This window comes from Mycoplasma sp. 13536 (genome assembly GCF_055523495.1).
This window is the reverse complement of record NZ_JBVFVC010000001.1, coordinates 775,167-800,069: the sequence shown is the minus strand read 5'-3', so window position 1 is coordinate 800,069 and position 24,903 is coordinate 775,167. Positions and strand designations below refer to the sequence as shown.

Sequence of the window (24,903 nt, the reverse complement as noted above, 5' to 3'; positions counted from 1 at the left end):
TTAATTTTTTTAGATAAAAAACCCAGGATATTTTCTAAATTTAGCGAATTATTTTCATACATACAAATATCTTTCTTTTAGCTTAATTTTTCAATTCTTTTTCATTGTTAGCATTTTGATTTGGTTCATTTGAATTTATGATTAAATCAAGTTCTTTACGTAATTCATCTTCATTGATGGGCTGATCATTTACTAAAGTTTTTTCATTTGCTATATTTGGTTTATTTAATATATCATCTTCAAATGCAAAATCATAATATTCAAAATCTTGGTTTTGAATGTCTGTGGTTTTTTCACTTGCTTGAATATCTTGATCGCCATCTACTTTATAATCATCTTTATTTATTGAATCATTTATTTGAATTGCTGGGTCTTGTTCATCTCGTTTTGGAGATTGATTATTTGAAATTTTTTGTTCAAGGCTTTGGATGTTTTTTTGTTGTATAACTTCATTCTTAATTTTAGTGTTTTCAACATGCTGGTTGATATTTTGAATATCAACTACTTTTTCTATTTCTTTATCAGATGTTTTTAACTGATTTGCAAAAGTTGGACTTTCTAATTGTTTTTCAACTTGTGCATTATTTTCATTTTTTAAAAAGTAGTCTAATTCACCTTTGTTCAAAATGTAGGTTAAACTTGGTTTTAGTTCTTTATTCTTTTCTTGATTTTCTTCATTGTTAAATCAATATTCTAATTCATTTTGTTGATGAATTCATGAAATAGGTGAGATTATGTGTACATCATATTTTTTGGATTTTAAGAAACGGAATTGGTCTCTAATATCCATATATGTTTCGTTGTTTAAGTTAGTAAAGGAATCAAAAATAATTGCCTTAAAAGGTTTTTGATTTTTGGTAATTAGTAAGTCTATTTTCAAAGAACCAACAATATAATTTTCAAATATTTCATATTGATTTTGGTTGGATATACATTTATTAATACTATTTTTTACTAATTCAATAAATCATTTAGAATTTTCTAAATTACTAATAGTTTTTTGTTTATTTGCTTTTAAATCAAATAATTGTAAATCATCAACCGGATTATCATTTTGATTTAGGGAATCATAAACATCTTGTTTACGTTGGATACTGGTTTTTTCCAAAAATTGCAACCATTTTTTGAAAATTTCTAAATCTTCAGAATAATTCTCAGGTAATTTAATATCAGACGCTCTAACTGTTTTAACAACAATCATTTTGTCTTTTGCACGAGTTATCGCTACATTTAAAGTATTTTTACCACTGTTTGGCTTACAAATTGAAGTTGAAGAAAACCTTGTAAATTTATCATATGATACAGTAGTAATAACTAAGTCAGCTTCATGACCTTGAATATTTTCAACATTACGAATCATAATTTTATTTTCAGTAATATCATCATAAAGCTCGGGATATTTATTAAGCAATAGATTGTTAATATAATCACTTTGTTGTATATTAAAAGCTAAAATAATGATTTTATTATATTTTTTTAAATTTGCTTTTAAGACTTCAATAACTTTTAAAGCTTCAACTTCATTTTTTTGGTCTTTTCATTGTCCTTCTACTTGATATACTTCAATTGCGTCATTGATATTATCATCGTTTGTATCAATCACATCTAATTGCGAGTTATAAAAATGTTTTGATGAAAAAGACATTAGTTCAGAATAATTTGAACGGTAATTTTTGTCTAATAAAATTTTAGTGATATTTAGAGATGAAGCATAATCTAATATTGATTCAACTTTTCCAAAAATACTATCATCAGTACTGCGACGACCAAACCAATTACTTGGGCTCATTTGTTTTGGATCTCCTGCTAAAATTTTAGTTTTAGCTAAATATAAAATTGGTAGTCCCTTTTCGATAAAAATTTGACTAGATTCATCTAAGATTGCATAGTCAATTTCGCCTTTAGTTCAATGTGCTAAATCAGTGTCAGGAGTAACTACAATAATTGGATAAATTACTTTTAGCAATTTGGCAAATTTTTTCATGAATTTTTGCGGTTCTAGGTTTTTAATGCGTACATGCTGTGCAAATTCCTGATATTCTTTGCTATCATTTTCATCTAATTTAGTAAGGCGGTTGTAGATTCGTTCTAAAATAATTTTATGTAAGATCTTTTGGTCTCAAATAAATTGTTGATATTTTAAATTTTTACTTAATTCAATAATTTCATTTAGTTTATTAATGGTTTCTTTATCCAGAGAATTTTGCGGTAACTCATTAAAAAAAGTGATTAAATCTGAAAAACTTCCATCAAATTTAGGTATATGTGATTCGATATTTTCAGCAACAATTTTAAGCTTGCGATATTTTGGTAAAAAGGTTAATCATTTTATTTTGTTTTCTTTTTTCAAAATTTCAAGAATTTGACCGTGGGAATATTCATATTCAGGGTATAAAATATCATTTGGTAAATTAATTAACATTTCAACATCGCTTATATAATTTGGATCTTGTTTATGTTTTGCTAAGTAATAATAAGCCCTTAGGATTGATTGAATATGTTTATTTATTAAAATATCATTTATTAAATAAATGTATTTTTGTTCTTGTTGACTAATAATGGGTGTTCGTTCGCTTGGATTAATTGGATTTTTGAAATTTTCCAATAATTCAAGGTATTTAATAATTGGTTCATAAAACTTATTTTTATTGATATTTTTAGATTTTAAAGCAAAAAGGCAAAATGATTGTAAAATACCCATTCTTTCTTTAATAACATCTAAGGCTGCCTTTTTTTGCGAAGCAACTATAGCAGTTTTGTTATAAATTAAAATATTAGTGATTAAATTAACTATGGTTTGTGATTTGCCTGTCCCTGGTGGACCTCAAATAATCGTATCTTGATTTAATGATGAAACAATTGCTTTGTCTTGCGATAAGTTTGAAGGTGTAATTTTAAAAATTGTGTAGTTAGGATTATTTATTGTTTTGGTGATTGTTTCTTGGTAAATATTTTTATTAAAACTAACTTTTAAAATTTCATCAAATTCTTGTTTTTCAATGATTTCTTTCATTCTTGCACGTGAGTAACCACCTAATGGTTCAAAAATACCAATAATGGCACCGGGGTGAAATATTAAACTTTCATTTTGAATTTCACTTTCACCCATATTTTCGAATGATCCAAATACTTCTTCTGGCAATGTAAATAAATTTTCCCAATCTTTTTGTAAGATTGTAATTAATGCATTCATTGAATTAATATTTAAATTTTTGTCAAGGTGCAAGGCGATATCTTTACTTTGGAAAAAGAATAGTAGTTTTTCATTAACTTTAATATCACCTTCACTTATTAAAAATGGTTTTCCATTTTTAATATTAATAGTAACTTCTTTAAAGAATAATGGTGCATAAATTACTTTATCTTCAATTTTCAAACTTATAAATAAGAATCCAATATGTAATGGTCAAACATTAGTTTCTTCCAAATATTCATGGGCCTTAACTGATAATTGCTTTAAGGTAGTAACTTGACTATGAATCTTGCTTTGAATAATATTAAGAATATTTTTCTTAATTTCATTAAAATGAGTTTTAGCATTTAAAAAGCGTTCAAACTTTAATTTACGGATATTTTTACTTTTAACTATATAAGTAAGTTCATCTAATGAATTTGATAATTCAATTTCTTTTTTTAAAGCTAATAAAGCCCCATCTAGTAATGAAATATTAAATGTTTCATTGTTTATAATTGCTTGGTATTGTTCATGGTCAATAAGATCTTTAAGATCTAAATAATCTTTGCGATTATTTCGGGTAAAAATTGCAGGATCTCCAGGTTCAACATCAAGCAAATTATTTAAAATAGTTGTATATTTAATGTCAATTGTATTCATTATGCTCCTTTACTATCTTGTAATGCATCAAATGTTGCTTTGGTATATACACCTAAAATTATTGAAATTAAATTACTTTTCACAAAAAGTCCACTAACTCCCTTAATGTTTTTGATTTTTTCTAAGCTTACTAATGAAATATCTTTAATTTCTAATTCAATTCTTGAAGGTTTATATTGTTTAATAATGTAATTATTTATGCCTAAAGCTTCGATTAATTTTGTTATTTCAAAAGGAGGATTATTCACTTGGTAAATAGTATTTTTTTCATGTTTTACTTTTTTTCACTTTAAAAGTATTAAACCAAATGTAACAATAATTAAAATAATTCTTTTCCATTTATTATTTATCATATTTAATATGATACTAGAAAATACAGAAATTTAAAACATAATGTTGATATATGCAATTAAAAAATAAAAGCAAATTGTTTTTTGCTTTTATTTTCCAAATTTAAAGTGGCAAACATCGCCATCTTGCATAATGTAGGTTTTACCTTCTTGCCGTAGTTTACCAGCATTTTTTGCACCTAATTCTCCACCATATTTTAAATAATCTTGGTAACTTATCACTTCCGACTTGATAAATTTTTTCTCAAAATCACTGTGAATCACCCCCGCACATTTAGGAGCAGATCAACCTTTTTTATAAACTCAAGCTCTTGCCTCGATTTTTCCTGCTGTAAAATATGTTTCAAGATCTAATAATTTAAAAGCAGCTTTGGTTAAAATGTCAAGCCCACTACTTTGAATATTATAAATTGTAAATAACTCAAGTTTTTCATCATTATTTTCTATCATACTTAATTGAGCTTCTAATTCAGCTGAAATTGGGATTAACTGTTCATGGTCTTTTAAAGAACTTTCAAGTGATTTGTATAATTCATCATTTTGATAATCAATAAATTGTTCACTATTTAAATTAGCAACGTAAATAATTTTCTTAAAGGTTAATAAATTATAACCTTTAATTAATTTTGTTTCAGCTTCATCTAAGAGTGCTTCACGTGCTGGTATAGTTTGTTCTAATGCTGCTTTTACTTTTAAAGCAGCATTTTGTTCAATAATTGCATCTTTATCCCCAGATTTCGATTTTTTAGAAACTCTATTTAAAACGTTATTTATAGTTTCTAAATCTGCCAAGATTAATTCATAATTAATAATTTCTTTATCTCGTACTGGATTAATTGAGTTAGCAACATGTAATATATTTTTATCATTAAAACATCTAATAACATGAATAATAGCATCTACATCGCGAATGTTCGCTAAAAATTTATTACCTAAACCTTCACCTTTTGAAGCTCCTTGTACTAAACCAGCTATATCAACAAAATCAAAAGTAGCTCAAACAACTTTATCTGGATTAATTAATTTTGCAATTTGCTTAAGGCGCGGGTCAATCAATGGAACAGTTGAAATATTTGGTTCAATTGTGGTAAAGGCATAATTTGAAGATTCAACTTGTTTTTTGGTTAAGGCGCTAAATAAAGTACTCTTACCTACATTGGGTAATCCGATAATTCCGGCTTTTAATGACATAAGACTCCTAACTAAAAAAATTTATTTATAAAAATGTATTTTATTTATTTTACTTTAAATTTGGTAAAATTAAAAAAATATTAGGATAATTAGGAGATTTATGGCCTTTAGTACTTTAAATATTTGAAGAAGTTTTTATAATAATGAATCAATTTCAACATTAGAGGAATTTGATAACGAAATTAAACATTACCATACGGATTTTGACAATTTAGTAAGCAAGGCTAAAAGTACAGTTTATGGCATTGAATTTGTAGGAATTAATAAATTTAATTTAGACCATTTAAATCCATTTAGTTGCCTGAGTATTTTTGCAATTTTCTTGAAAGATCTATCAAGTAACAAAAATAAAAAAATATTAATTGCAACTGATTTTGGGAATGCTCAAGGCCAAAATTTAAAAAACTTATTAGTACGTTATGCTAACAAAGCAAAGTTTGAAGTTTTTACTCATAATTATGATACCATTAATGAATTTTTATTTTATAAAACTATCGAAACTACTGGCATTAATAATGGAATCTTCTTAAGTTATAATCAAACTCAAAATAAATATTATTTGAAGTTAGTTAAAGATAAGATTGATCTAAAATTGCAAGAATATATTTTTTACTTAAGTGAATTTACTAAAATTAATAATTTATTTTTATTATCACCAAGTTCTCAATCAACAATTATTAATGTTGATAAAATACTTAAACTTTACTGTTCAAATTTTAAAACTAATTTTACATCAAAAACAGGTGACTTTGAACTAAACAAAACATTAAAAATTAGTATTATTGCATCTAATTCTCTAGATTTATTTATCTTACAAAGAATTTTGAATAATTCTAGTTATAAAGTTGTTATATATAAAAGAAATATTTCAAATAAAATGCTATTTACTATTTTGGATTTAAATTTTGTCAAACATAAAACGGATTTAATTATTCATCTTAATGAAGCAAAACAGTTAAAAATTTATGCTAAAGTTAAAAGTAGGTATATTACCCTAAAAGAAGAAGATTTAATTTACTTATTTATTAACTATAATTTTTTAACTTGAAAAAATGATTCAAGCCTTGATTTAAACCAAGTTTATTTACCATTTTATGTACCAAAATTTATTCTCAATCTCTTAATAAATTTTAAAATACCTTATGATAATAATCAAAATATTGCCTTAGGGACTAATAACGTTTTACTTAGTTACACTCATAATAAATTTTCTGCAAATTTAGGTAACCAATTAAATTATTCAAATTTTGACTTTATTTTAAAGTTATCTAAAATGTTTTTAGACTATAAAAACAACAATTATCTTTTTGGTTATAAGTATCTTAAAACCCTTGAAAGTAAATTTAATTTTTCTTTAAGCACCAAAGAAGTTAATTTTGAATACTATGAAGCCTTGGAAGCATTAAATATTTTTGAAGTGGGCAAAGTTTTTTTAAAGTCCATTAAACTTACTAAAATCCAGCAACATGAATTTAAAAATCGTGAGCAACATGATTTATTAGAAGTTACTTTTAAGTATAAAGAGCATAGTTTTTATATGTATGCTTTTTATGATTTTAACAAAAAAAACCTTGTTCTAAAATTTGAATCCGAATTAGCAATGAACTATTCTAAAACAAAGAGAGTCTTAGTAAGAATAATCCACAAATTCTTACAATGAGTAATTATTAAAAACTTAAATAAATTTAAAAAAGAGACAAAAAATGCAAAAATGAACCTGAAAACAAATTCTTAAAGAATATTTAAAATTTCAATTTAAAGCAAGAAAAACTTATTTTATTTTAAGTTTATTTTTTATATTTTATTGGTTAGTTGTTTTAATTGATTTTATTGTGCAACACCGTTATGATAATTATAAATTTTTAAATTCTATAAACACTTCAATTATAATTACCTTTGTAGGTGCGCTTTTGGCTTATGGTTTAAAAATGGGCTTATTAAATAAAACGATTAATAATTTTAAAAACATTAATTCTAAAAATACAAAAATTAAAGAGCAAAAAAAGCTTATGGAAATGTCAGAAAGTCAAAAACAAATTTTTTATAAACAAAAAGAATTACAAGACAATTACTATAATAGCTTTTATTATAAAACCTCCTTTGGCTATGTTTTAAATTTGGTTTTATGAACCATAATTTTTGTAATTAATATCATTATTACTTACGCTTAAAAACTTATTAATTGGAAATGTCACATGCAAGTTTTTTTGCATGTGACATTGTTTTTGTCTGCCTTGTAATAAAATAGTTGTATTAATAAATTTTAAAAAAATGAAAGGAGACCTTAAAATTATATGAAAAATTTAGAAAAATATATTTGTGTTTTTGACAAATATCGAAAAGAAAATAAATATCAACATTTTAAAATTGAAGAGAATTACAACACTATCTTGAAAATGCAAGGAGCTCTTGAGTCGCATCGAAAATTACGATCAGATCAAATCGATCTAGAACAACTTTTTAATATTTTACAAGAACTTTCTGAAGGCTTCTCAATCCAAGAAGTAGCTAAGATTTCTAACAGAGACATTCGAAGTATAAAAAGTAAAATCCAAATTATTACAAATCGCAAACCACTTAGTTTAGATAAACACAATCGCTATGTTTGTGCTAAGTGTTCAAAAAGAGTAATGCGGGTTAAAACCCTTAATTTTACTAAACTATACGAACATTTATTAGGTTATTCATTTTCGCGACTCTTTTTTGTAAGTGATGCAATTAAAGAGAAATGAAAGGCCTACAGAAAATATTGGTATAGTGAGCTTAATACATACAATAAAAATAGAAATAAAAAGAATTTGCAGCAAAAAGAAGTTAAGAAATCAGTTACCTATCTTGTGAATTCTTTTAAAAAATTATCCCCTGATGAATTTGCTCCTTCACCTAGTACAATTTATAAAATAATCAAAAAATACCCTTATTTCCTTGAATTTGACCACATTGTTAAAAAATCTGAAGGCAAATATGGCATAAGGAAGAAAAAACAAACCAAACCTAAAACATTAAAATATGCTACAGAAATTTCAAAACGTCCAGCTTATATTAATGATCGCTCTGAACACGGCCATTTTGAATTAGACACCGTTATTGGTAAAATCAATGATACATATTGTATTGTGACCATAATTGAACGGCAAACCAGAATGTCTTATGCTATGCTCTCAAAACGCAACTCCAAAGCTACAAAACAAACTCTTCTCAAACTAATCAAGAAACATAACTTAGACATTAAAACTTTAACAGTTGATAATGGTAGTGAAAATGTCTTATTGCACCAGGTTATTCCAACTGAAAGACTATTTAAATGCCAACCATATAGTTCATGACAAAAAGGTTCAATAGAAAATATGCACCGCTTAATTAGGTATTACATTCCCAAAGGAAAAAGCTTAGATAAATACTCTCAGCAAGAAATTGATTATATGATGGAAAAAATAAATAACTATCGACAAGTTGTACGGCAATATAAGATAACCTAAAATTTTTTTTAATCCCCCGCCTTTGATTGCAATCAAAGGGGCCTTACTTTTGGCAAAAGTAAGCAAAACCGACGAGAAAACACTGCCGTGTTTTCTGTTTTCGCATACATTTTTTTATCTAAAAATTATGTTAAAATTAAAAGACAATTATTTTGTTAACATCTCGCAAGTGACTTTTCCAAAAAACAACGCTTAAAAACTAATAATATTTATTATTAGATTTTTTTGTTTTTGGTATAATGAAATTCATATGAATAATTACAGTAAAATTAATGAAACATTCTTAAATCATTTAAAGTCTTCCGGGTTTGTTTTTCAAGGTAGTGAAATATACGGTGGCCTTGCCAATACTTGAGATTATGGGCCCTTAGGTTCACTTTTAAAAGACAATATTCGTGATTTATGAAAAAAAGAATTTATCTTAAAAGAAAGCAGTAATTTTTTAATTAATTCTAAAATTTTGATGAATCCGCAAGTTTGGGTTACTAGTGGACATGTATCAAATTTTAGTGATCCATTGATTGAAAATAAAATAAATGGGAAGCGCTATCGAGCGGACAAAATAGCTCAAGAAGTTAATCCAACCTTAGTTCCTGAAAAAATGACAAAAAAGGAACTCAAAGAATTCTTAGATTATAATGTTTTTGAATATGAAGGTTCTAAAACAAATTGAAGTGAGATCAGAGAATTCAACTTAATGTTCGAAACTGAGCAAGGAATCGTTGAAGGAAGTAAAAATAAAATCTATCTACGTCCTGAAACTGCCCAAGGTATTTTCGTTAATTTTAAAAATGTTTTGCGCTCTACTCGGGCTAAATTACCTTTTGGAATTGGCCAAATTGGTAAAAGTTTTAGAAATGAAGTAACCCCGGGCAACTTTATTTTTCGGACCAGAGAATTTGAGCAAATGGAATTAGAGTTTTTCAGTTTTCCAGATCAAGCTGATTATTGATTTGATTATTACGTTAATAAAGCTCAAAATTTTATTTTAAAATTAGGCATTAAGCAAGAAAGCATTAAAATTCGTAATCATGAACCTGAAGAATTGGCCCATTACTCAAAAGGAACAACTGATATTGAGTTTAAGTTTCCATTTGGCTGAGGTGAATTACTTGGGGTTGCCAATCGCAGTGATTATGATCTAAAATCTCATGAGCAAGCTTCAGGTGAATCCTTAGTTTATTTAGATCCGGAAACAAATACAAAAATTACTCCATATGTGATTGAACCAAGTATTGGTTTAGACCGTTTAATGTATGCAATTTTACTTGATACATATTATGAGGAAAATTTTGATAATGGAGATTCTAGAATTCTATTCAAATTTCCTTTAGAACTATCTCCATATAAAGTTGCTATCTTGCCATTAGTTAAAAAACTTAGTCCTAAAGCCAAAGAAATTATGTCTTTTTTAGTTGATAAAGGAATTTCATGTGTTTATGATGAAGCTGGTTCAATTGGTAAACGATACCGCCGCCAGGATGCAATTGGGACATATTGATCATTAACAGTTGACTACGATTCACTAGAAACTAACACTTTTACCTTAAGAAATCGTGATACAATGGAACAATTTAGAATTGATCTAGATCAAATATTTAAATACTTATAGAATATAAAAATGAACCAAATAAATTTTAAAGAAATCAACCAACAAATTTTAGATAAAGCAGACATAGTACAAGTTATTTCTAATTTTATTTCCTTAACTAAAAAAGGAAATAATTATTTAGGTTTATGTCCTTTTCACCAAGATTCAAACCCTAGTTTTACAGTTTCTGTATCAAAAGGTATTTATAAATGTTTTTCATGTTCAGAATCCGGTAATGTAATAACTTTTATTAAAAAACATCTTAATAAAAGTTACCTTGAAACACTTGAATATTTATCTAATGAATTATCGCTTAATTTAGATTTATCTCACATTAATTCTCAAAATATTGCGACTAAAACTGAACAGGAAATTCAGTTACTAGAGCTTTTAAATGTTGCTAATTCATTTTTTAAAATTAAAGCAACAAGTAATATAAAAGCCCAAGAATATTTAAAAAAGCGCCAGATTTTTGATCCTGAGATACGTAAAAAATTTAATATTGGCTATGCTCCTTATCATGAGTTACGTGAATATTTAAACACATCTGCTAATTTTTCAAATGAGCTAATTTTGCAAGCTGGGCTTATTAATAATGAATTACATGATATTTTTTGGAACAGAATTACCTTTGGAATTAAAAATGAATTTAATGAAATAGTAGGTTTTAGTGCTCGGGCGCTAGATGAAGATAGCAAACCTAAATACATCAATTCACCTGAAACAATCTTGTTTAATAAATCCAAAATCTTATATAACATTTATAATGCTTTAGAAGAGGCTCAAAATACCAAGGAAATTATTATTGTTGAGGGTTTTATGGATGTTATTGCCTTTGATAAAGCTAGTTTTGGTAATGTTGTAGCTTTAATGGGGACAGCTCTTAGTAATCATCATGTTTCATTAATAAAACAATATTCAATTACTTTATTTTTAGATAATGATTTAGCAGGGATTAATGCTACTTTAAAATCTTTAAAAACTTTATTACGTAATCAAGTGCAAGAAGTTTATGTTGCATATAATTCTGCAAATAAAGATCCAGATGAAATTTTAAATAGTGAAGGTCCACACGGCTTAAAACACATTTTAGATCAAAAAAAATCTTTTATTGATTTTATTTATGATTATTATCTTGATTTACACAAATTAAAAGAAGTTTTTGATTTCAAGAACGTGAAAAAATTTAGTGATGATGTTAAAGAGTTTTTATCATTAATAAGTTATGATAAAAAGAATTATTTTGCCTCTAAATTTAAAAATGAATTTAATTATGATTTACTGGAAAATTTAACAACACCATCCTCGCCACTACATGAATTAAATAATTTTATAAACATGGATTATGAGACATATTATGAATCATATAACATACATAATTCTAAAATTTTAAATCAAAGTAAATTTAATGATTTTATGGCCAATAATATTAGAATTAAATTCTTAATTTACTTTATTTTAAAACCTGACTTTGCAAAACGCTTTTTTCAATTAGATAATTCAAGTATTCTTTATTGTAAACCACAAGATTTAGCCAATACTTTTAATGAAATTAAATCAAGTACTTTTACGTATTTAGAACTTGACCCCAGTTCAGAAAGTAATGAATTAGTTCATAATATAAAGCGGCAAATGCACCGCAAAGTTTTTGATTTGATTAAATCTTATAATGAACAATTTCGTGAAGATGATTTAAAAGAATTTTATCTTAGTTATACTAATAAGATACAAAATACTTTGCAAGAAGAAAGTGGGAAAGTTGCATTGACTCCATTAATACGAGAATTATTAAATTCTCATAATGATGAAAATCGCAAGTTTAATATTACCCCAAGCACAAAAAACTATAATAATTTAATTAAAGAATTAAAACGTTTTAAAGAAATTAAATTATAAGGAGAAAATATGAAATCTAACTTTAAGACTTTTATAAATTTACTAAGCAATGATATGAAAAAGAAAAATAAATCTAGTTTATCTCAAGAAGAGGTAATGGATTTTTTATACCAACAAAACTTAGATGTTCCAGATGATCAAATGGATGAATTATTTAACCAACTAATAGAAGAAAATATTTTAACCAACGAACAGGATTCTGGAGATTTAGATGAAGTTTTCTTAGAAGATTTCCAAAAAGAAGTATCTAATAACTCTAAAAAAATAAAAAAACAAACTAACGAATTTGACTTAGAATCGATAACTGATGAATTAGATAAAATTGAACTTGAAGAACCTAATTTTAGTGACTTAGAAGATGGCAATGATGATGATTTGTATATTGATGATGAATCAGATGAAGAACAAGATGACGAAGATTTAGAAAAAGATTCCGATGAATATTCTGATGATGATTCAGAAACATACTATGATGAATTTAGTGACGATGATGATTTTGATCTAGGCGAGCAACTATTGAATGTTGAAGAGAAAAAATCTGAGAATTTATATAATAAACTTACTGAAACTAATGACATTGTAAAATGATATATGCGTTGGATAGGTAAATATGGTAAGTTATTAACAGAAGCTGAAGAAAAAGAGTTAGCTCGCCGCATGATGCAAGGAGGCTTTCGTGGTAAAAAAGCCCGCGATACTTTAATTAATCGTAATTTACGTTTAGTAATTAATAATGCTAAAAAATATAAAAACCGTGGTCTATCTTTTATTGATTTAATTTCAGAAGGTAATTCAGGAATTATTAAAGCTGCTCAAAAATTTGATATTAATAAAGGATTTAAGTTTTCAACTTACGCTACTTGGTGAATACGCCAAGCAATTACTCGTGCAGTTGCTGATCAAGCTCGCACGATTAGAGTTCCAGTGCACATGGTTGAAACAATTAATAAAGTTTCAAAAGTAGAACGTGAATTAAGTCATGAACTAGGCTATGAACCCTCTGATGAAGAAATTGCAGAAAGAATCGGAGGTGCATTTACAACAGACAAAGTTCGCTACATTCGTAAAATAAATGCTGACCCTATTTCATTAGATAAACAAGTGGGTAAGGAAAATGATTCACAATTTAGTGATTTTGTTAAAGATGATAATATTGTTAGCCCAATCGATCATTCGTCAAAAGATGAGCTAAGTGTTATTTTACAAAAAATGCTTGATCGTTTGGAACCTGATGAAAAAGAATTAATTTCTAAGCGTTATGGAATTGGAGTTGACCAAAACGGTGTTCCTTATAAAGTGCATAGCCTTGAAGCTTTAGCAGCTGCTCGAAATAACGTATCAAAAGAAAGAATTAGGCAAATTGAAAATAAAATTCTTAAGAAATTAAGAAATGACCCAAAATACGGAAATATTTTAAAGGATTTTTATTAATATGACTGTAAAACAAGTAATTGAATATTTAGAAGATTTATACCCTTTAAAATATTCTGAACCTTGAGATTATTCTGGTTTAAATGTAAAAAACAAACTTTCAAGCAAACTTACTGGTGTTTTATTAGCAATTGATTTAACAAATGCAGTTTTAAACAAAGCAATTGAGTTAAAGTGTAATTTAATTTTAACTCATCACCCATTTATTTTTAGTGATTCTTGGGGTAAAGAATATCAAAGTGCTCCGTATAAAAAAGAAATTAATTCCAAATTAAAAGAACATAATATTAGCGTTTATTCTTTACATACTAATTATGATATAGCATACTTAGGTACCTCGCACCAAGTTTTTAAATATTTAGGATTAGATGAATATAATTTAAGAATGATTCCAACTTTATATGGAGTTGTTTTTGATAATCCTGCTGGTGTTAATTTAATTGAGATTATTAAGGAAAAATTTAATTATCAAAATACCTTAAGGTCTAATTTTGATCCAAATCAATTAAAAGAATTTAAGAGAGTAGCTATTTTAGCAGGATCTGGCTCCATTTATGATATTAACAAACTAAGTTCCAGTCTAAAAGTTGATTTATTTATTACTAGTGATTTAAAATGAAATGAATGAATTAACTACCAAGAAAAACAAATTAATGTTTTAGAAATCCCGCATAAGTGCGAAGAAGTCTTTGCATATCAAATTATGCAAGACTTAGAGCAAATTTTGCCTAAAGATAAAATTTATTTTAAAGCAATAAAATTACCATATAAAAACATCATTTAATAATAAATACTAAAGAAGGTTTTCATGTCTAGAAAATTTACAATTAAGCGAATTTTAATTTTTATTCTCCAATTATTAATTTCTAGTGGATATTTTGCTAGCATGATTTTTCTTACACTTTTTATTAATAATGACCTAATTTGGCTTTTACTGATTTTTATTTATTTACTTAATGTAATTACAACTTTTGTTATTCATGCTCAAAACAGAAATAACCAGGCTAAGTTTAGTTGGTTATATTTAGTGCTATTTGTGCCTATTTTTGGTCATATTATTTTCTTTGTCTTTGGTTTAGATTTAAAATCTAAATTTGAAAGGCAACTAGAAGAATTACCCGAATATAAAATTTCATATTATTCAGATATAAATGCATCGGCTCATAATTCGACAAACCCTATTATTCAAAAAATGATTTTAAAACGTAAAACATTAATGTATGATGCAAATATTCGTTTAATATCAGAAGGATATGATTTTTATCAAAAATTAATTCAAAGTTTAAAAGAAGCTAAAAAAAGTATTTTCATTGTTACATACATAATTAAAAATAGTGAAATAGCAAAAGAAATTATTGAAATTTTAAAACAAAAACAAAAACAAGGCATTGAAATTAAGTGACTAATTGACGATTTTGGAGCAATTGGTAAACAACGTAAATACATTAATAATTTAATTAAAACAAATTTAATCAAAATTCGAATGATTGGTAAAATTTATTATCCATTTATAAATTTTTCATCATTTACACGAAACCACCAAAAATTCTTTATTATAGATTCCAAATTAGTATTTTCTGGCGGAAATAATATTTCAGATGAATATGGATCATTATCTCCAAAATACGGTCATTGAATTGATGTTAATTACATTATGCAAGGACCTTATATTAATTCCTATGTGTTACTATTTTTCAAATTATGGCGTTTAATTTCGAAAGAAAAAATTAATAATTTAAGTTATTATTTAACATATAATTCACACCAAGAAGAAACATATAATTCCAGGGCTTTATTGGTAGCTGATTCTCCAAATTATAAATACTCCACAATTGAAGACTTTTTACTTTTGGCTTTATCAAATGCAAAAAGTAGCATTAAAATTGTAACTCCATATTTTACATTAACAAGTTCTTTAGAAAAACTGTTAATAATAGCATTAAAAACCGGGGTGCAAATTACTATTTATTTTCCCGGATTGCCAGACAAAAAACTTGTTTATAAAACTGGTTTAAACCAATTAAATCGCTATATTCCATTTGGGTTAAAAGTAAAAATTTATTCTGATCATTTTTTACATTCGAAAATGGGAATTATTGATGGTGAAGTTGGTTGACTGGGAACTAATAATTTAGATCCTCGCAGCATGTTTTCGCAATATGAAACAGTTGATATTGTGCAAGGTGAGATTGTCGAAGATTTAAAAACGTTATTTAGAAAATATGATAAAAAATGTATTAATTTTCACAAAATGTCGAATATTGAACGTAAATATAATAAAATTGAAAACTTCTTTTTCAATTGAATTAAAACATTAATTTAATTTGTGGTATAATTATATTTGGCATTTATTAGAAAATAATTAATTAGATATAGAAAGGTTCATAATATGAAAGAATTGAAATGCAAAATAATTGACCCAATTGGTTTACATGCACGTCCTGCTTCATTGGTAACAGCTGTTGCTGCTAGATTTAAATCAGAAGCAAAATTATCATATGAAGGACGTGAAGGTAATTTAAAGTCAATTATGAATATTATGGCGCTAGGAATTAAATGTGGCGCAGAAATTACAATTAAAACTTCAGGTGAAGATGAACAAGAAGCTATTGATGCAATCAAAAAAGCTCTTGTAGACCACCAATTAATTTAATAAATAATAAAAAAGTGACTTGATTTCTCAAGTCCTTTTTTATTTGAATTATTTTTTGTCTTGAATAGCAACTACACCAGGAAGAGCAATGCCTTGTAAGAATTCTAGACTAGCTCCGCCTCCAGTTGAAACGTGTGAGAACATATCTTCCATACCAAGTTTTTCAATAGCGGCAACGCTATCACCCCCACCAACAACAGTATAGGTATCTTTTAAAGTTGCAATTGCTTTGCAAACTGCAAGAGTCCCATGTTTGTAGTTTTCAAATTCAGCAACACCCATAGGTCCATTTCAAACCACAGTTTTTGCATTTACTAAGGCATCCTGTACAGCTTTAATAGATTTAGGACCTAAATCAAGTGCCATGTAGCCTTCTTTAACTGAAACTTCTTGAATTTCGGGTGTAACGTCTTTAAATTCGGTTGCTACAGCATGATCAACTGGTAAAATAACCTTATGTTTGTATTTTGCTAAAAAGTCTTTGGCAAGTGGCAAGTAATCATCTTCTACTAATGAATTACCAACGTTAATGCCTTGAGCTTTTAGGAATGTATAAGCCATCCCCCCACCAATAATCATTTTGTCAGCAATTTTAATTAAGTTTTCAAGTACCTTAATTTTATCTGATACTTTAGCTCCACCAATAATTGCAACATATGGATGTACAGGATTTTTAAGAGCTTTTTCTAAAGATGAAACTTCTTTTTCCATTAAATAACCTAATGCAGATTCTTTGATATTTTTAGCAATTCCAACGTTTGAAGCATGCGCACGGTGTGCTGTACCAAAAGCATCATTAATAAAAACATCAGCTAACGATGCTCAATAAGCACCAAGTTCAGGGTTATTTTTACTTTCAGCCTTGTTGTTTAAATCTTCATAACGTGTGTTTTGTACTAAAATTACATCCCCAGGTTTCATTTCGTTAATAACTTTTTCTAAGACTGGGCCTTTAGTTTGTTCGACAAACTTAATTGGTCTTTTAAGTTGGCGAGCTAATTCAAAAGCTACTGGTTTTAAAGTATGTTTTGAAAGACAAGAATTTTCTTTAACTCTCCCGTGGTGTGAAAGTAAGATTAACTTTCCACCATCATTTAAGACTTTTAATAAAGTCGGCAATGCTGCACTAATTCTTTTTGTTGATGTGATAATACCATCTTGTACTGGAACATTAAAGTCAACACGTACTAGGACTTTTTTACCAGATAGTTGTAAATTGTCAATTGTATTTTTCATGTAATCCTCCTAATTTTATAATACATAAATATTATAAATTATTTTCATAAAGACAACATTTAAAACTATAAAAAAATAGTAAATATTTTTAGGGCTAGATATGGGATGAAATGTCTTAATATCCCATTAAAAAAATTGAGTTTTATGGTAAAATATTAATACCTAAGGGTGGTTAGTATGAAATTATCATTAATATCAATCGTACCAAGTGATTTAAAACAATTAGAATATTATTTTGAAGCTTTGGAAGAGCAAACTAGTCAAGATTTTGAAGTAGTATTGTGTTTAAACAATGCAAATTCAAAAAATTTAGAAATTATCAAAGAATTGGGAAAATATCAAGCTTCTTTTGGTAAGAGGCTTAAGTTTATTTATAACTCAAAACAAACCACTGCTCAAGAAAGTTTACTTAATGCTTACAGGGTAATTTCAGGTGAATATTCTGTTGTTTTTAATTGTGATATTCAATATATAAAAAAACATTATGTGGAAAGAATGATTCAAGCAATTGAGCAAACTAAAGTCGATATTTTGGAATTTAAACCAAAAATAAATGGTTCAATTACTTGAAAACCAACAGGTAGAGTGGTCGAGGGTCGCAAGATTAATTTACAAGAAAATAAATTAACTTTTGCTTATACTTATCCATTTATTTTCAATAAAATTATTAAAAAAAGCTTATCAAATAAAATTCTTGGTCATAAATTTAAAACAGCTAATAATAATAAATTGTGTCTTGAACTAAACTATATGTTATTTTTAGAGGCTAAAACGTATACATATTTAGATTATAAAATGTTTGCTGAATATTTTCCTACTGATATTTGATTAATTACCAAAAACTTTTTAACTTCTTTTGATAATTTACAAAATATTGTTCAAATTAAACATTTAAACTTTAATGATGAATTAGTTTATGCAAAATATTATTTTATTAAATTACTCTTAACTGGTTTTTTAAATGAAACAAAATTTATGTACCGTCGAGTCTATAAAACTAAGGAAGATATTTGAGAAAAACGTAATCCAAAAGTCTTTGAAGCTCATTTTGAAATAATTAAAACGCTTGATTTGCAATATAAATCTAAAAATTATTTTATTACCAACCCATATTTCTTACGAAATAATAATGAAATTATTTTATTATCTCTGCCAATTTCAAAACTAAAAAACACCAAAATTTTAAAGAGACTTAGTTAATAAGTGTATAAAAATGCAAGTTTCTTTAAAAGATTGCTAGCAAATATTATTGATTTAATTTGTTTTTTTTCATTAGTATTGTTATCATTTTATCTTTTAAGAATTACAAAAAAACCAAATGACTTGCCTAGTGCGGGTGTTTTTTATTTCGGGGTCGTTTTAATCTGGATTTTTCTTGCTTTATTTTACCAATTAATTCCAGTTTTATTTAATGGTAAAACAATTGGTTTGTGGATTTGCAAATTAAAAATCATTAATTCAAAAACTAAGGATTTTTCCAAAATATCAATCTTTAAACATAATTATTTTATTACTTGGTTTTTTTTCGTGATTTTACTCATTACATTATCCTTCTTAAGTCATAAGAGTTTTGTGTGAAATGAACAAAAACACATAACTTTACGAAATGATTTATATCATCAGATTGTGTTGAGAATCATTACTACTTTATTAACTATGCATTTTTTTATTTTAATTGCAGGGTACTTTATGCTGCTGGTTTCCAAGCGCAATTTAATTTTAATTGATTTACTAACCGAAACCCGAGTGGTTGAAGATAAACAAATTAGGCAAGTAATTAGTGAACTTAAATTCTTGCCCCAAAAAAATATACGCCGAAAATTTATTTATAAATAGGAGGAAACATGCTATTAAGAAAAATCGATTTATTAAGTGATTTAAATGAAAAACAACGTGAAGCCGTTGTTTATTTTGATACCCCCTTACGGATTATAGCTGGAGCTGGTTCAGGAAAGACAAAAGTTTTAACCAGAAAAGTATCATACTTAATTAATGATTTAAATGTTCCAGTCGAGTCAATTTTAGCTGTAACTTTTACTAATAAAGCAGCTCAAGAATTAGTGCAAAGAATTGGGAATTATTGTCAACAAGATATTGGAAAAATTAATGCTAAGACTTTCCACTCTTTCTGCGCTGATGTCTTGCGCAAGGACATTCGCCAGTTAGGATATCCTACAAGTTTTCAAATTATTGATGAACAAGACAAAGATACAATTTTAAAAAAGATTTATAAATCTTTAGGAATTACAACTACAGAAATTCCATATAAGACCGCTTCGCAATATATTTCTTGAGCCAAGAATTATTCAGAAGACCCTAAAGAATTTGCAAAAGTCTTATCTAAGGAACAAAAACCTTCGATTTTGAATAAAATCTATATTGAATATTTAAATGAATTAGCTATTAATGGTTCTTTAGATTTTGATGATTTAATAATTCAAACTTATAAACTGTTTACAATGCGTCCTGATGTTTTAGCTAAATATCAGAAAAAATTTAAATATATTTTAATTGATGAGTTTCAGGATACTGCATCTATGCAATATAACATTATGAAAATGCTTTATACAGATCACACACATTTAACAATTGTTGGTGATCCTGATCAAACCATTTATAACTGAAGAGGTGCAAAAGTTGATTTAATTCTAAATTTTGATAAAGATTATCCTGATGCTAAAACTGTTATTTTAGATTTAAATTACCGTTCAACTAAAAAAATCTTGGAAGCTGCTAATAAATTAATTAAACATAATAATATTAGATTCAGTAAAGATTTAGTAACACAAAATGAGGATGGGACTGATTTAGAATACCAACATTTATACAATGAAGAAGCAGAAGCTGCATGAGTTGTCACAAAAATAAATGAATTAAAAAAACAAAAAAACCCTTTGCGTTCAATTGCTATTTTATTTAGATCTAATTATTATTCGCGGGCTTTTGAACAAGCTTTAATTGAAGCTAATATACCCCATAAATTAATTAATGGAGTTAAATTTTATCAAAGAGATGAAATTAAAGATGTTATTGCTTTTTTAAGGGTTTTATTTGATGGACACCAAATCTCACTTGAGCGCATTATTAATGTGCCAAGCCGGGGGATTGGCGAAGTGAAATTACAAAGAATTAGAGATTTTGCAACTAGTCATCATAAAACCATGTTTTGAGCTCTGCGTGATCATTTTAAAGAATTAAATCCTAAAGAATTTGGCGTTGATTTTCTAAAAAATAAACTTAAACCATTTTTGGAAACTATTTTATTATATAAAAATGCTATTGAAACTAAAAAACTTAAAATTAGCCGTGCCCTTGATGCATTTTTAGAAAAAATAGGTTATTATGAAAGTATAAAAAATGATAAAAACCTTCGTGGGACAGCTAAAGAAAATGTAAAAGAATTAATTAAATCAATTGATAATTGGGAAAAGAATAATGTTGGCGGAACTTTAGAAGATTATCTTAATATGGTAAGTTTGCTTTCTGTAAGTGATGAATATCATAATGAAACTAACTATGTTACTTTAATGACAATTCATTCATCAAAAGGTTTAGAATATGAAAATGTCTTTTTAGTTGGACTTAGTGATGGAGTTTTCCCAAGTTTTAGAATTTATGATGAAGGAGATTTTATTAATAATTCAAAGGGTAAAAGCACTAGTGAACTATTAGAAGAAGAAAGGCGCTTAGCATATGTTGCTATTACTAGGGCGAAGAAAAAATTATTTATATCATCATCACGGGGAATGGTTTACTCACTTGATAAATTTAAAGTTCCATCGCCTTTTTTAAGTGAAATGGGGATTAACCTGAGTGATACGATTTTATTAGATGATCCAACTAAATTTGTTTTAAATACCGAATCATATAATGATGTTGTATTAAAAAATGAACAAATTGCAGTTGGTGATATTATTTCGCATATTACTTTTGGTGAAGGTGAAGTTATTGAGGTAGGTAATAGTAATGATATTGAAGTTTTATTCCATAAAGATCAAGTCACACGAAAATTAAATAAAACCCACCCAGCAATTAGGCTTTTAAGTAGGTAATTATGGCCATTTTTTATGGTTTTATTTTCTTTACAATCTTTCTTTTAATTATCTTATTACTTATTGCAATTCTGGTTTGCATTTATATGTATTTTCATGCCTCATGGGATATCATGCATTATGAGATTGATATGAGTAATTTAAGGGTAATTAGATTAAATAAAAAAAATGCATATTTTGCAACTAATTTAGATGTTAAAAAAACAACAGTAGGCATGTTTAAATATGGTTCTTTAAAAGAATTCTTAGCTTATTTTGAACCAGATACTCAAATCAATTTGAATAAATTTTTAGACAATCCATTTACTCATAAAGAAACACATGAACTAGATATAAAATTTAATAATTTTGTTATTAAAAAATATCATTTTATAACTTGATTTATTTTTAAATTAGAAAGTTATTTTTTAAAAAAACATGTTGTCAAAATGACTATAAGAAGTATTGCTGCAAATAAGTTTTTTTGTACAATAACCTGGAAAAAAGTTTTTAGCAAAAAACAAATTTTTAAAATACCTGAATTAAGTGATAAAGCAAGTGAAATAGCTTGGAAAAATTTTGTAGTTATTGGTGGTTTATTAAAATTAGAAAAATATAATGCTATTTTTTATAAAAATGAAATATCTTTAATTATTAAATCTTTAGGTTTAAAAGGCAAAAATTGAAAGATTGTTAAAGATGAGGATACGTTAATTTTTTTAGTTAAAAAAGTAAACAAATATCGTTTTAAACACTTACTGAAAAAAATAACTACCTTAAATACCCAATATGGCCTTAATCCATTTTTTGATAAATTTACTATTTTTAGATATCCTTCACTAAATACCTTATATTACAAACATAACCTTAAAGAATTATTAAATTATTCACTTTATAATATGATTTATTCTAATTCCCCAAATAATTACCTTAATTTAAATCCGGCAATTTTAAAAGAAGAAGTCTTTCAAACTTTTAGCAAGAATTTAAATTTATATAAGACTTTAAATGCTAATGCACTAAAATTTAAATTATCTAGGCAAAAAGTAATCAATACATATTTAACTAATGATAAAGTTAATTTATCGTTAGTTAAAGTGTCTATTACTAATGAATTAATTAAGCAAGAATGAATTGATTTTTTTGACTTAATACCAACACTAGCATATAAATATCAAAATCTTTGATTTGATTATGTTGATAGCTATGGCAAAGAAGAAAATCTTAATTTAATTTATAAAATACAGCAAGCAGACTTTTTACGAAATGATTTTTTAATAGACGGTGCTAAAGTTATGTGTTTATTAACCTCACAAAGCGATTATTTTGATTATAAAAAAATTAATAATAAAATAGCAATTTATTCTAATAATAATTATGAATATGGTATTTATTTAACTAATATAAATAAAAGTATTTATAATTTAATTAATTCATTAAACAACTTAAAACTAATAGTTTTAAGTAAAGATATTTGTAATAATTTAAAAATGTGAAATATCATCTTTTCATGTTATCGATTATTACAATTAACTAAAGCAAAGAATATTTTAGTGATTTATGAAACTATACCGCAAGGTTTAGAAGATTTAATTTACTGCAAATTCGATTTAAAATATACTTTAGATATAATGGACTAAAATATACCTACTAAATTATAATTTAAAAGCAAAAATAAACACAACCAAGATTTCTTGGTTGTGTTTTAGTGTTAAGTAGATTAATTACCTGATTAAGGATTAACTACTAGCTTATTGTCCCCCCCGCTGCTTGGGCTGAATTAGATGAAGTTTCACTTTTTGTAACATCTATTTCATAGTATGCGAATTCATCTGCAAAACTAGGATTACGTAATCATGCTTTAATAGTTTTGATATTTTCTATTTTAGTTTTGTGTTCTTGATTTTGATTTTCTTGAGTAGCTTCCGCTGTATTAGCTGAATTTTCGTCTTTCTTTTCCATTTTGTATATTCCAAACTCGATTTTACGTTCTGGATTATTATTATTATAGGTCATTCCTCAATTTTCTTTTGTAGGATCCATTAAATATTCATATCCAGAGTAAATTTGACCATTAGTATCTTCAATTTCAAGGTGCACAGTATGGAAATAAGAAATTAAGTTAGCAAATTTTTCAAATTCTTTGCTATATTCTTCAGATTTTGTGTTTTCAGTTTGACTTTCTGTATTATTTTGTGTACCTGCATTAAAGGTTAAAGTTAAAGTTGGTTTACTATTTGAACTATCTGGAGTTTGTGAGAAAACAGCACTTTTTACTACACTTTTTACATAATCTTGCACTTGCTTGTATGCTTTTTCATCTTCTTCTTTTTGTTTTTGTTCAGGAGTTTTAGCTTTAGGTATTAAAGTTGTGATGTGGAAGTATTCTCCATCATATTTATATTTTAAAGTTAAAATTCTATTTTCTTGATTAAATTCAGCTAAATATAATTTTTTATTATTTGAATTAGCAGTACCTTCTAATTTGTTAACATCTCAGTTTTGTTTTATTTTTAAAATAGCTGTTTCGGGTTTACCTCCTGATCCTTGAATTGATAAGTATACTTGATCATTGGTATTACTTGTTGGGCCATAAAGTTGCATTTGTTTTAGTTTTCCACCTTCTTTATTAGCAGGTTTTTCTAAATATGCTTTTAATAACTGATCAAAACGTTCACCTAGTCCTTCATCTGTAACATTTTCTAAATGTTCCCCAACTTGATTATAATCAGGTTCCTGAACTGGAGGAGTGGTGTCCCCTGGGTTTTCGGTTTCTGGAGGAGTGGTGTCCCCTGGGTTTTCGGTTTCTGGAGGAGTGGTTGTTACATCAGTTAAGGTTGTAAATGAACGTTTGACATTAAATGATGTATCGTTGTTTACCTTGATGGTATCTAGTTCGTACGTAGTTCCTTTAGTTAAACCAGTAATAGTAATTTTATATTCATTATCAGCTGGTTTGTTTAAACTTGAAACTGTAAAATTATGAGTTGTGTCATTAACTTTTACATTAAGTTGGTCTGTTCCTTGTAGACCAGTAATTTTAGCGGTGAATTCAGCACTTGTTTGAGTTACTGTAATTTCGCTAACATTTTGAATAGTAAATTGTCTTTTTTGGGGCTGAGGCGCTGTACATGAAACAGCAGTAACAGCGGTAATTGAGACTAAGTTAGTTGTTATTAATAAAAATTTTCGTAATTTCATAAATCTTCC

18 protein-coding genes are annotated in these 24,903 nt (G+C 26.6%); 13 read left to right on the top strand and 5 right to left on the bottom strand.

Translation table 4 applies throughout. The features are described 5' to 3' along the window. Positions 1-82 precede the first annotated feature (82 nt). The 3 genes from AC0B4N_RS03200 to ychF form a co-directional block, all read right to left on the bottom strand. Positions 83-3,835 (bottom strand): AAA domain-containing protein, encoded by a 3,753-nt coding sequence (locus AC0B4N_RS03200; RefSeq protein ID WP_465102414.1) that lies wholly within the window; start codon positions 3,833-3,835, stop codon positions 83-85. Beyond that, a complete protein-coding gene (locus tag AC0B4N_RS03195) occupies positions 3,835-4,188 on the bottom strand; it encodes a PTS glucose transporter subunit IIB (RefSeq protein ID WP_465102413.1) in 354 nt (117 codons plus the stop codon). Before AC0B4N_RS03195 ends, AC0B4N_RS03200 begins: the two co-directional genes overlap by 1 nt. 87 nt (positions 4,189-4,275) lie before the next feature. Continuing rightward, on the bottom strand, positions 4,276-5,376 hold the full coding sequence (ychF, locus tag AC0B4N_RS03190; RefSeq protein ID WP_465102412.1) for a redox-regulated ATPase YchF: 1,101 nt from the start codon (positions 5,374-5,376) through the stop codon (positions 4,276-4,278). A gap of 100 nt (positions 5,377-5,476) precedes the next feature. Between ychF and AC0B4N_RS03185 the strand changes: the two genes are divergently transcribed. From AC0B4N_RS03185 to AC0B4N_RS03145, 9 genes are all read left to right on the top strand, one after another. Then, entirely contained in the window at positions 5,477-7,111 is a 1,635-nt protein-coding gene (locus AC0B4N_RS03185; RefSeq protein ID WP_465102411.1) for an MAG5620 family putative phospho-sugar mutase, read from the top strand. After that, positions 7,080-7,547: a hypothetical protein gene (locus AC0B4N_RS03180; protein ID WP_465102410.1), complete on the top strand. Its 468-nt coding sequence runs from the start codon at positions 7,080-7,082 to the stop codon at positions 7,545-7,547. The genes AC0B4N_RS03185 and AC0B4N_RS03180 overlap by 32 nt, the downstream gene beginning before the upstream one ends. A 123-nt stretch (positions 7,548-7,670) precedes the next feature. Then, on the top strand, positions 7,671-8,855 hold the full coding sequence (locus tag AC0B4N_RS03175) for an IS30 family transposase (protein WP_465101895.1): 1,185 nt from the start codon (positions 7,671-7,673) through the stop codon (positions 8,853-8,855). Between the two features lie 250 nt (positions 8,856-9,105). After that, a complete protein-coding gene (locus AC0B4N_RS03170; RefSeq protein WP_465102409.1) occupies positions 9,106-10,467 on the top strand; it encodes a glycine--tRNA ligase in 1,362 nt (453 codons plus the stop codon). 9 nt (positions 10,468-10,476) lie between these two features. Beyond that, entirely contained in the window at positions 10,477-12,342 is a 1,866-nt protein-coding gene (gene dnaG / locus AC0B4N_RS03165; RefSeq protein WP_465102408.1) for a DNA primase, read from the top strand. 9 nt (positions 12,343-12,351) lie between these two features. Next, positions 12,352-13,773, top strand: a complete 1,422-nt coding sequence (locus AC0B4N_RS03160; RefSeq protein WP_465102407.1) for an RNA polymerase sigma factor — start codon at positions 12,352-12,354, stop codon at positions 13,771-13,773. Position 13,774: 1 nt separating this feature from the next. Next, on the top strand, positions 13,775-14,557 hold the full coding sequence (locus tag AC0B4N_RS03155) for a Nif3-like dinuclear metal center hexameric protein (RefSeq protein ID WP_465102406.1): 783 nt from the start codon (positions 13,775-13,777) through the stop codon (positions 14,555-14,557). Positions 14,558-14,581: 24 nt separating this feature from the next. Next, on the top strand, positions 14,582-16,096 hold the full coding sequence (locus tag AC0B4N_RS03150) for a phospholipase D-like domain-containing protein (RefSeq protein ID WP_465102405.1): 1,515 nt from the start codon (positions 14,582-14,584) through the stop codon (positions 16,094-16,096). A 66-nt stretch (positions 16,097-16,162) separates the two neighbouring features. Next, entirely contained in the window at positions 16,163-16,426 is a 264-nt protein-coding gene (locus AC0B4N_RS03145; protein ID WP_099309444.1) for an HPr family phosphocarrier protein, read from the top strand. 48 nt (positions 16,427-16,474) lie between these two features. Here the strand turns inward: AC0B4N_RS03145 and AC0B4N_RS03140 are convergent, their stop codons facing one another. Then, positions 16,475-17,662 (bottom strand): phosphoglycerate kinase, encoded by a 1,188-nt coding sequence (locus tag AC0B4N_RS03140; RefSeq protein WP_465102404.1) that lies wholly within the window; start codon positions 17,660-17,662, stop codon positions 16,475-16,477. 177 nt (positions 17,663-17,839) lie between these two features. Between AC0B4N_RS03140 and AC0B4N_RS03135 the strand changes: the two genes are divergently transcribed. Genes AC0B4N_RS03135 through AC0B4N_RS03120 form a run of 4 tightly spaced genes read left to right on the top strand, consistent with a single transcriptional unit; the run spans position 17,840 to position 23,333 of the window. Then, entirely contained in the window at positions 17,840-18,862 is a 1,023-nt protein-coding gene (locus AC0B4N_RS03135; RefSeq protein ID WP_465102403.1) for a glycosyltransferase family A protein, read from the top strand. 3 nt (positions 18,863-18,865) lie between these two features. Further along, positions 18,866-19,498 carry an RDD family protein gene (locus AC0B4N_RS03130; protein ID WP_465102402.1) on the top strand — a complete coding sequence of 211 codons (633 nt, stop codon included), beginning with the start codon at positions 18,866-18,868 and terminating at the stop codon, positions 19,496-19,498. 8 nt (positions 19,499-19,506) lie between these two features. Further along, entirely contained in the window at positions 19,507-21,714 is a 2,208-nt protein-coding gene (locus tag AC0B4N_RS03125) for an ATP-dependent helicase (RefSeq protein WP_465101592.1), read from the top strand. Positions 21,715-21,716: 2 nt separating this feature from the next. Continuing rightward, positions 21,717-23,333 carry an MHO_4530 family protein gene (locus tag AC0B4N_RS03120; protein ID WP_465102401.1) on the top strand — a complete coding sequence of 539 codons (1,617 nt, stop codon included), beginning with the start codon at positions 21,717-21,719 and terminating at the stop codon, positions 23,331-23,333. A gap of 106 nt (positions 23,334-23,439) precedes the next feature. Here the strand turns inward: AC0B4N_RS03120 and AC0B4N_RS03115 are convergent, their stop codons facing one another. After that, positions 23,440-24,894: a hypothetical protein gene (locus tag AC0B4N_RS03115; protein ID WP_465102400.1), complete on the bottom strand. Its 1,455-nt coding sequence runs from the start codon at positions 24,892-24,894 to the stop codon at positions 23,440-23,442. Between the last annotated feature and the right edge of the window lie 9 nt (positions 24,895-24,903).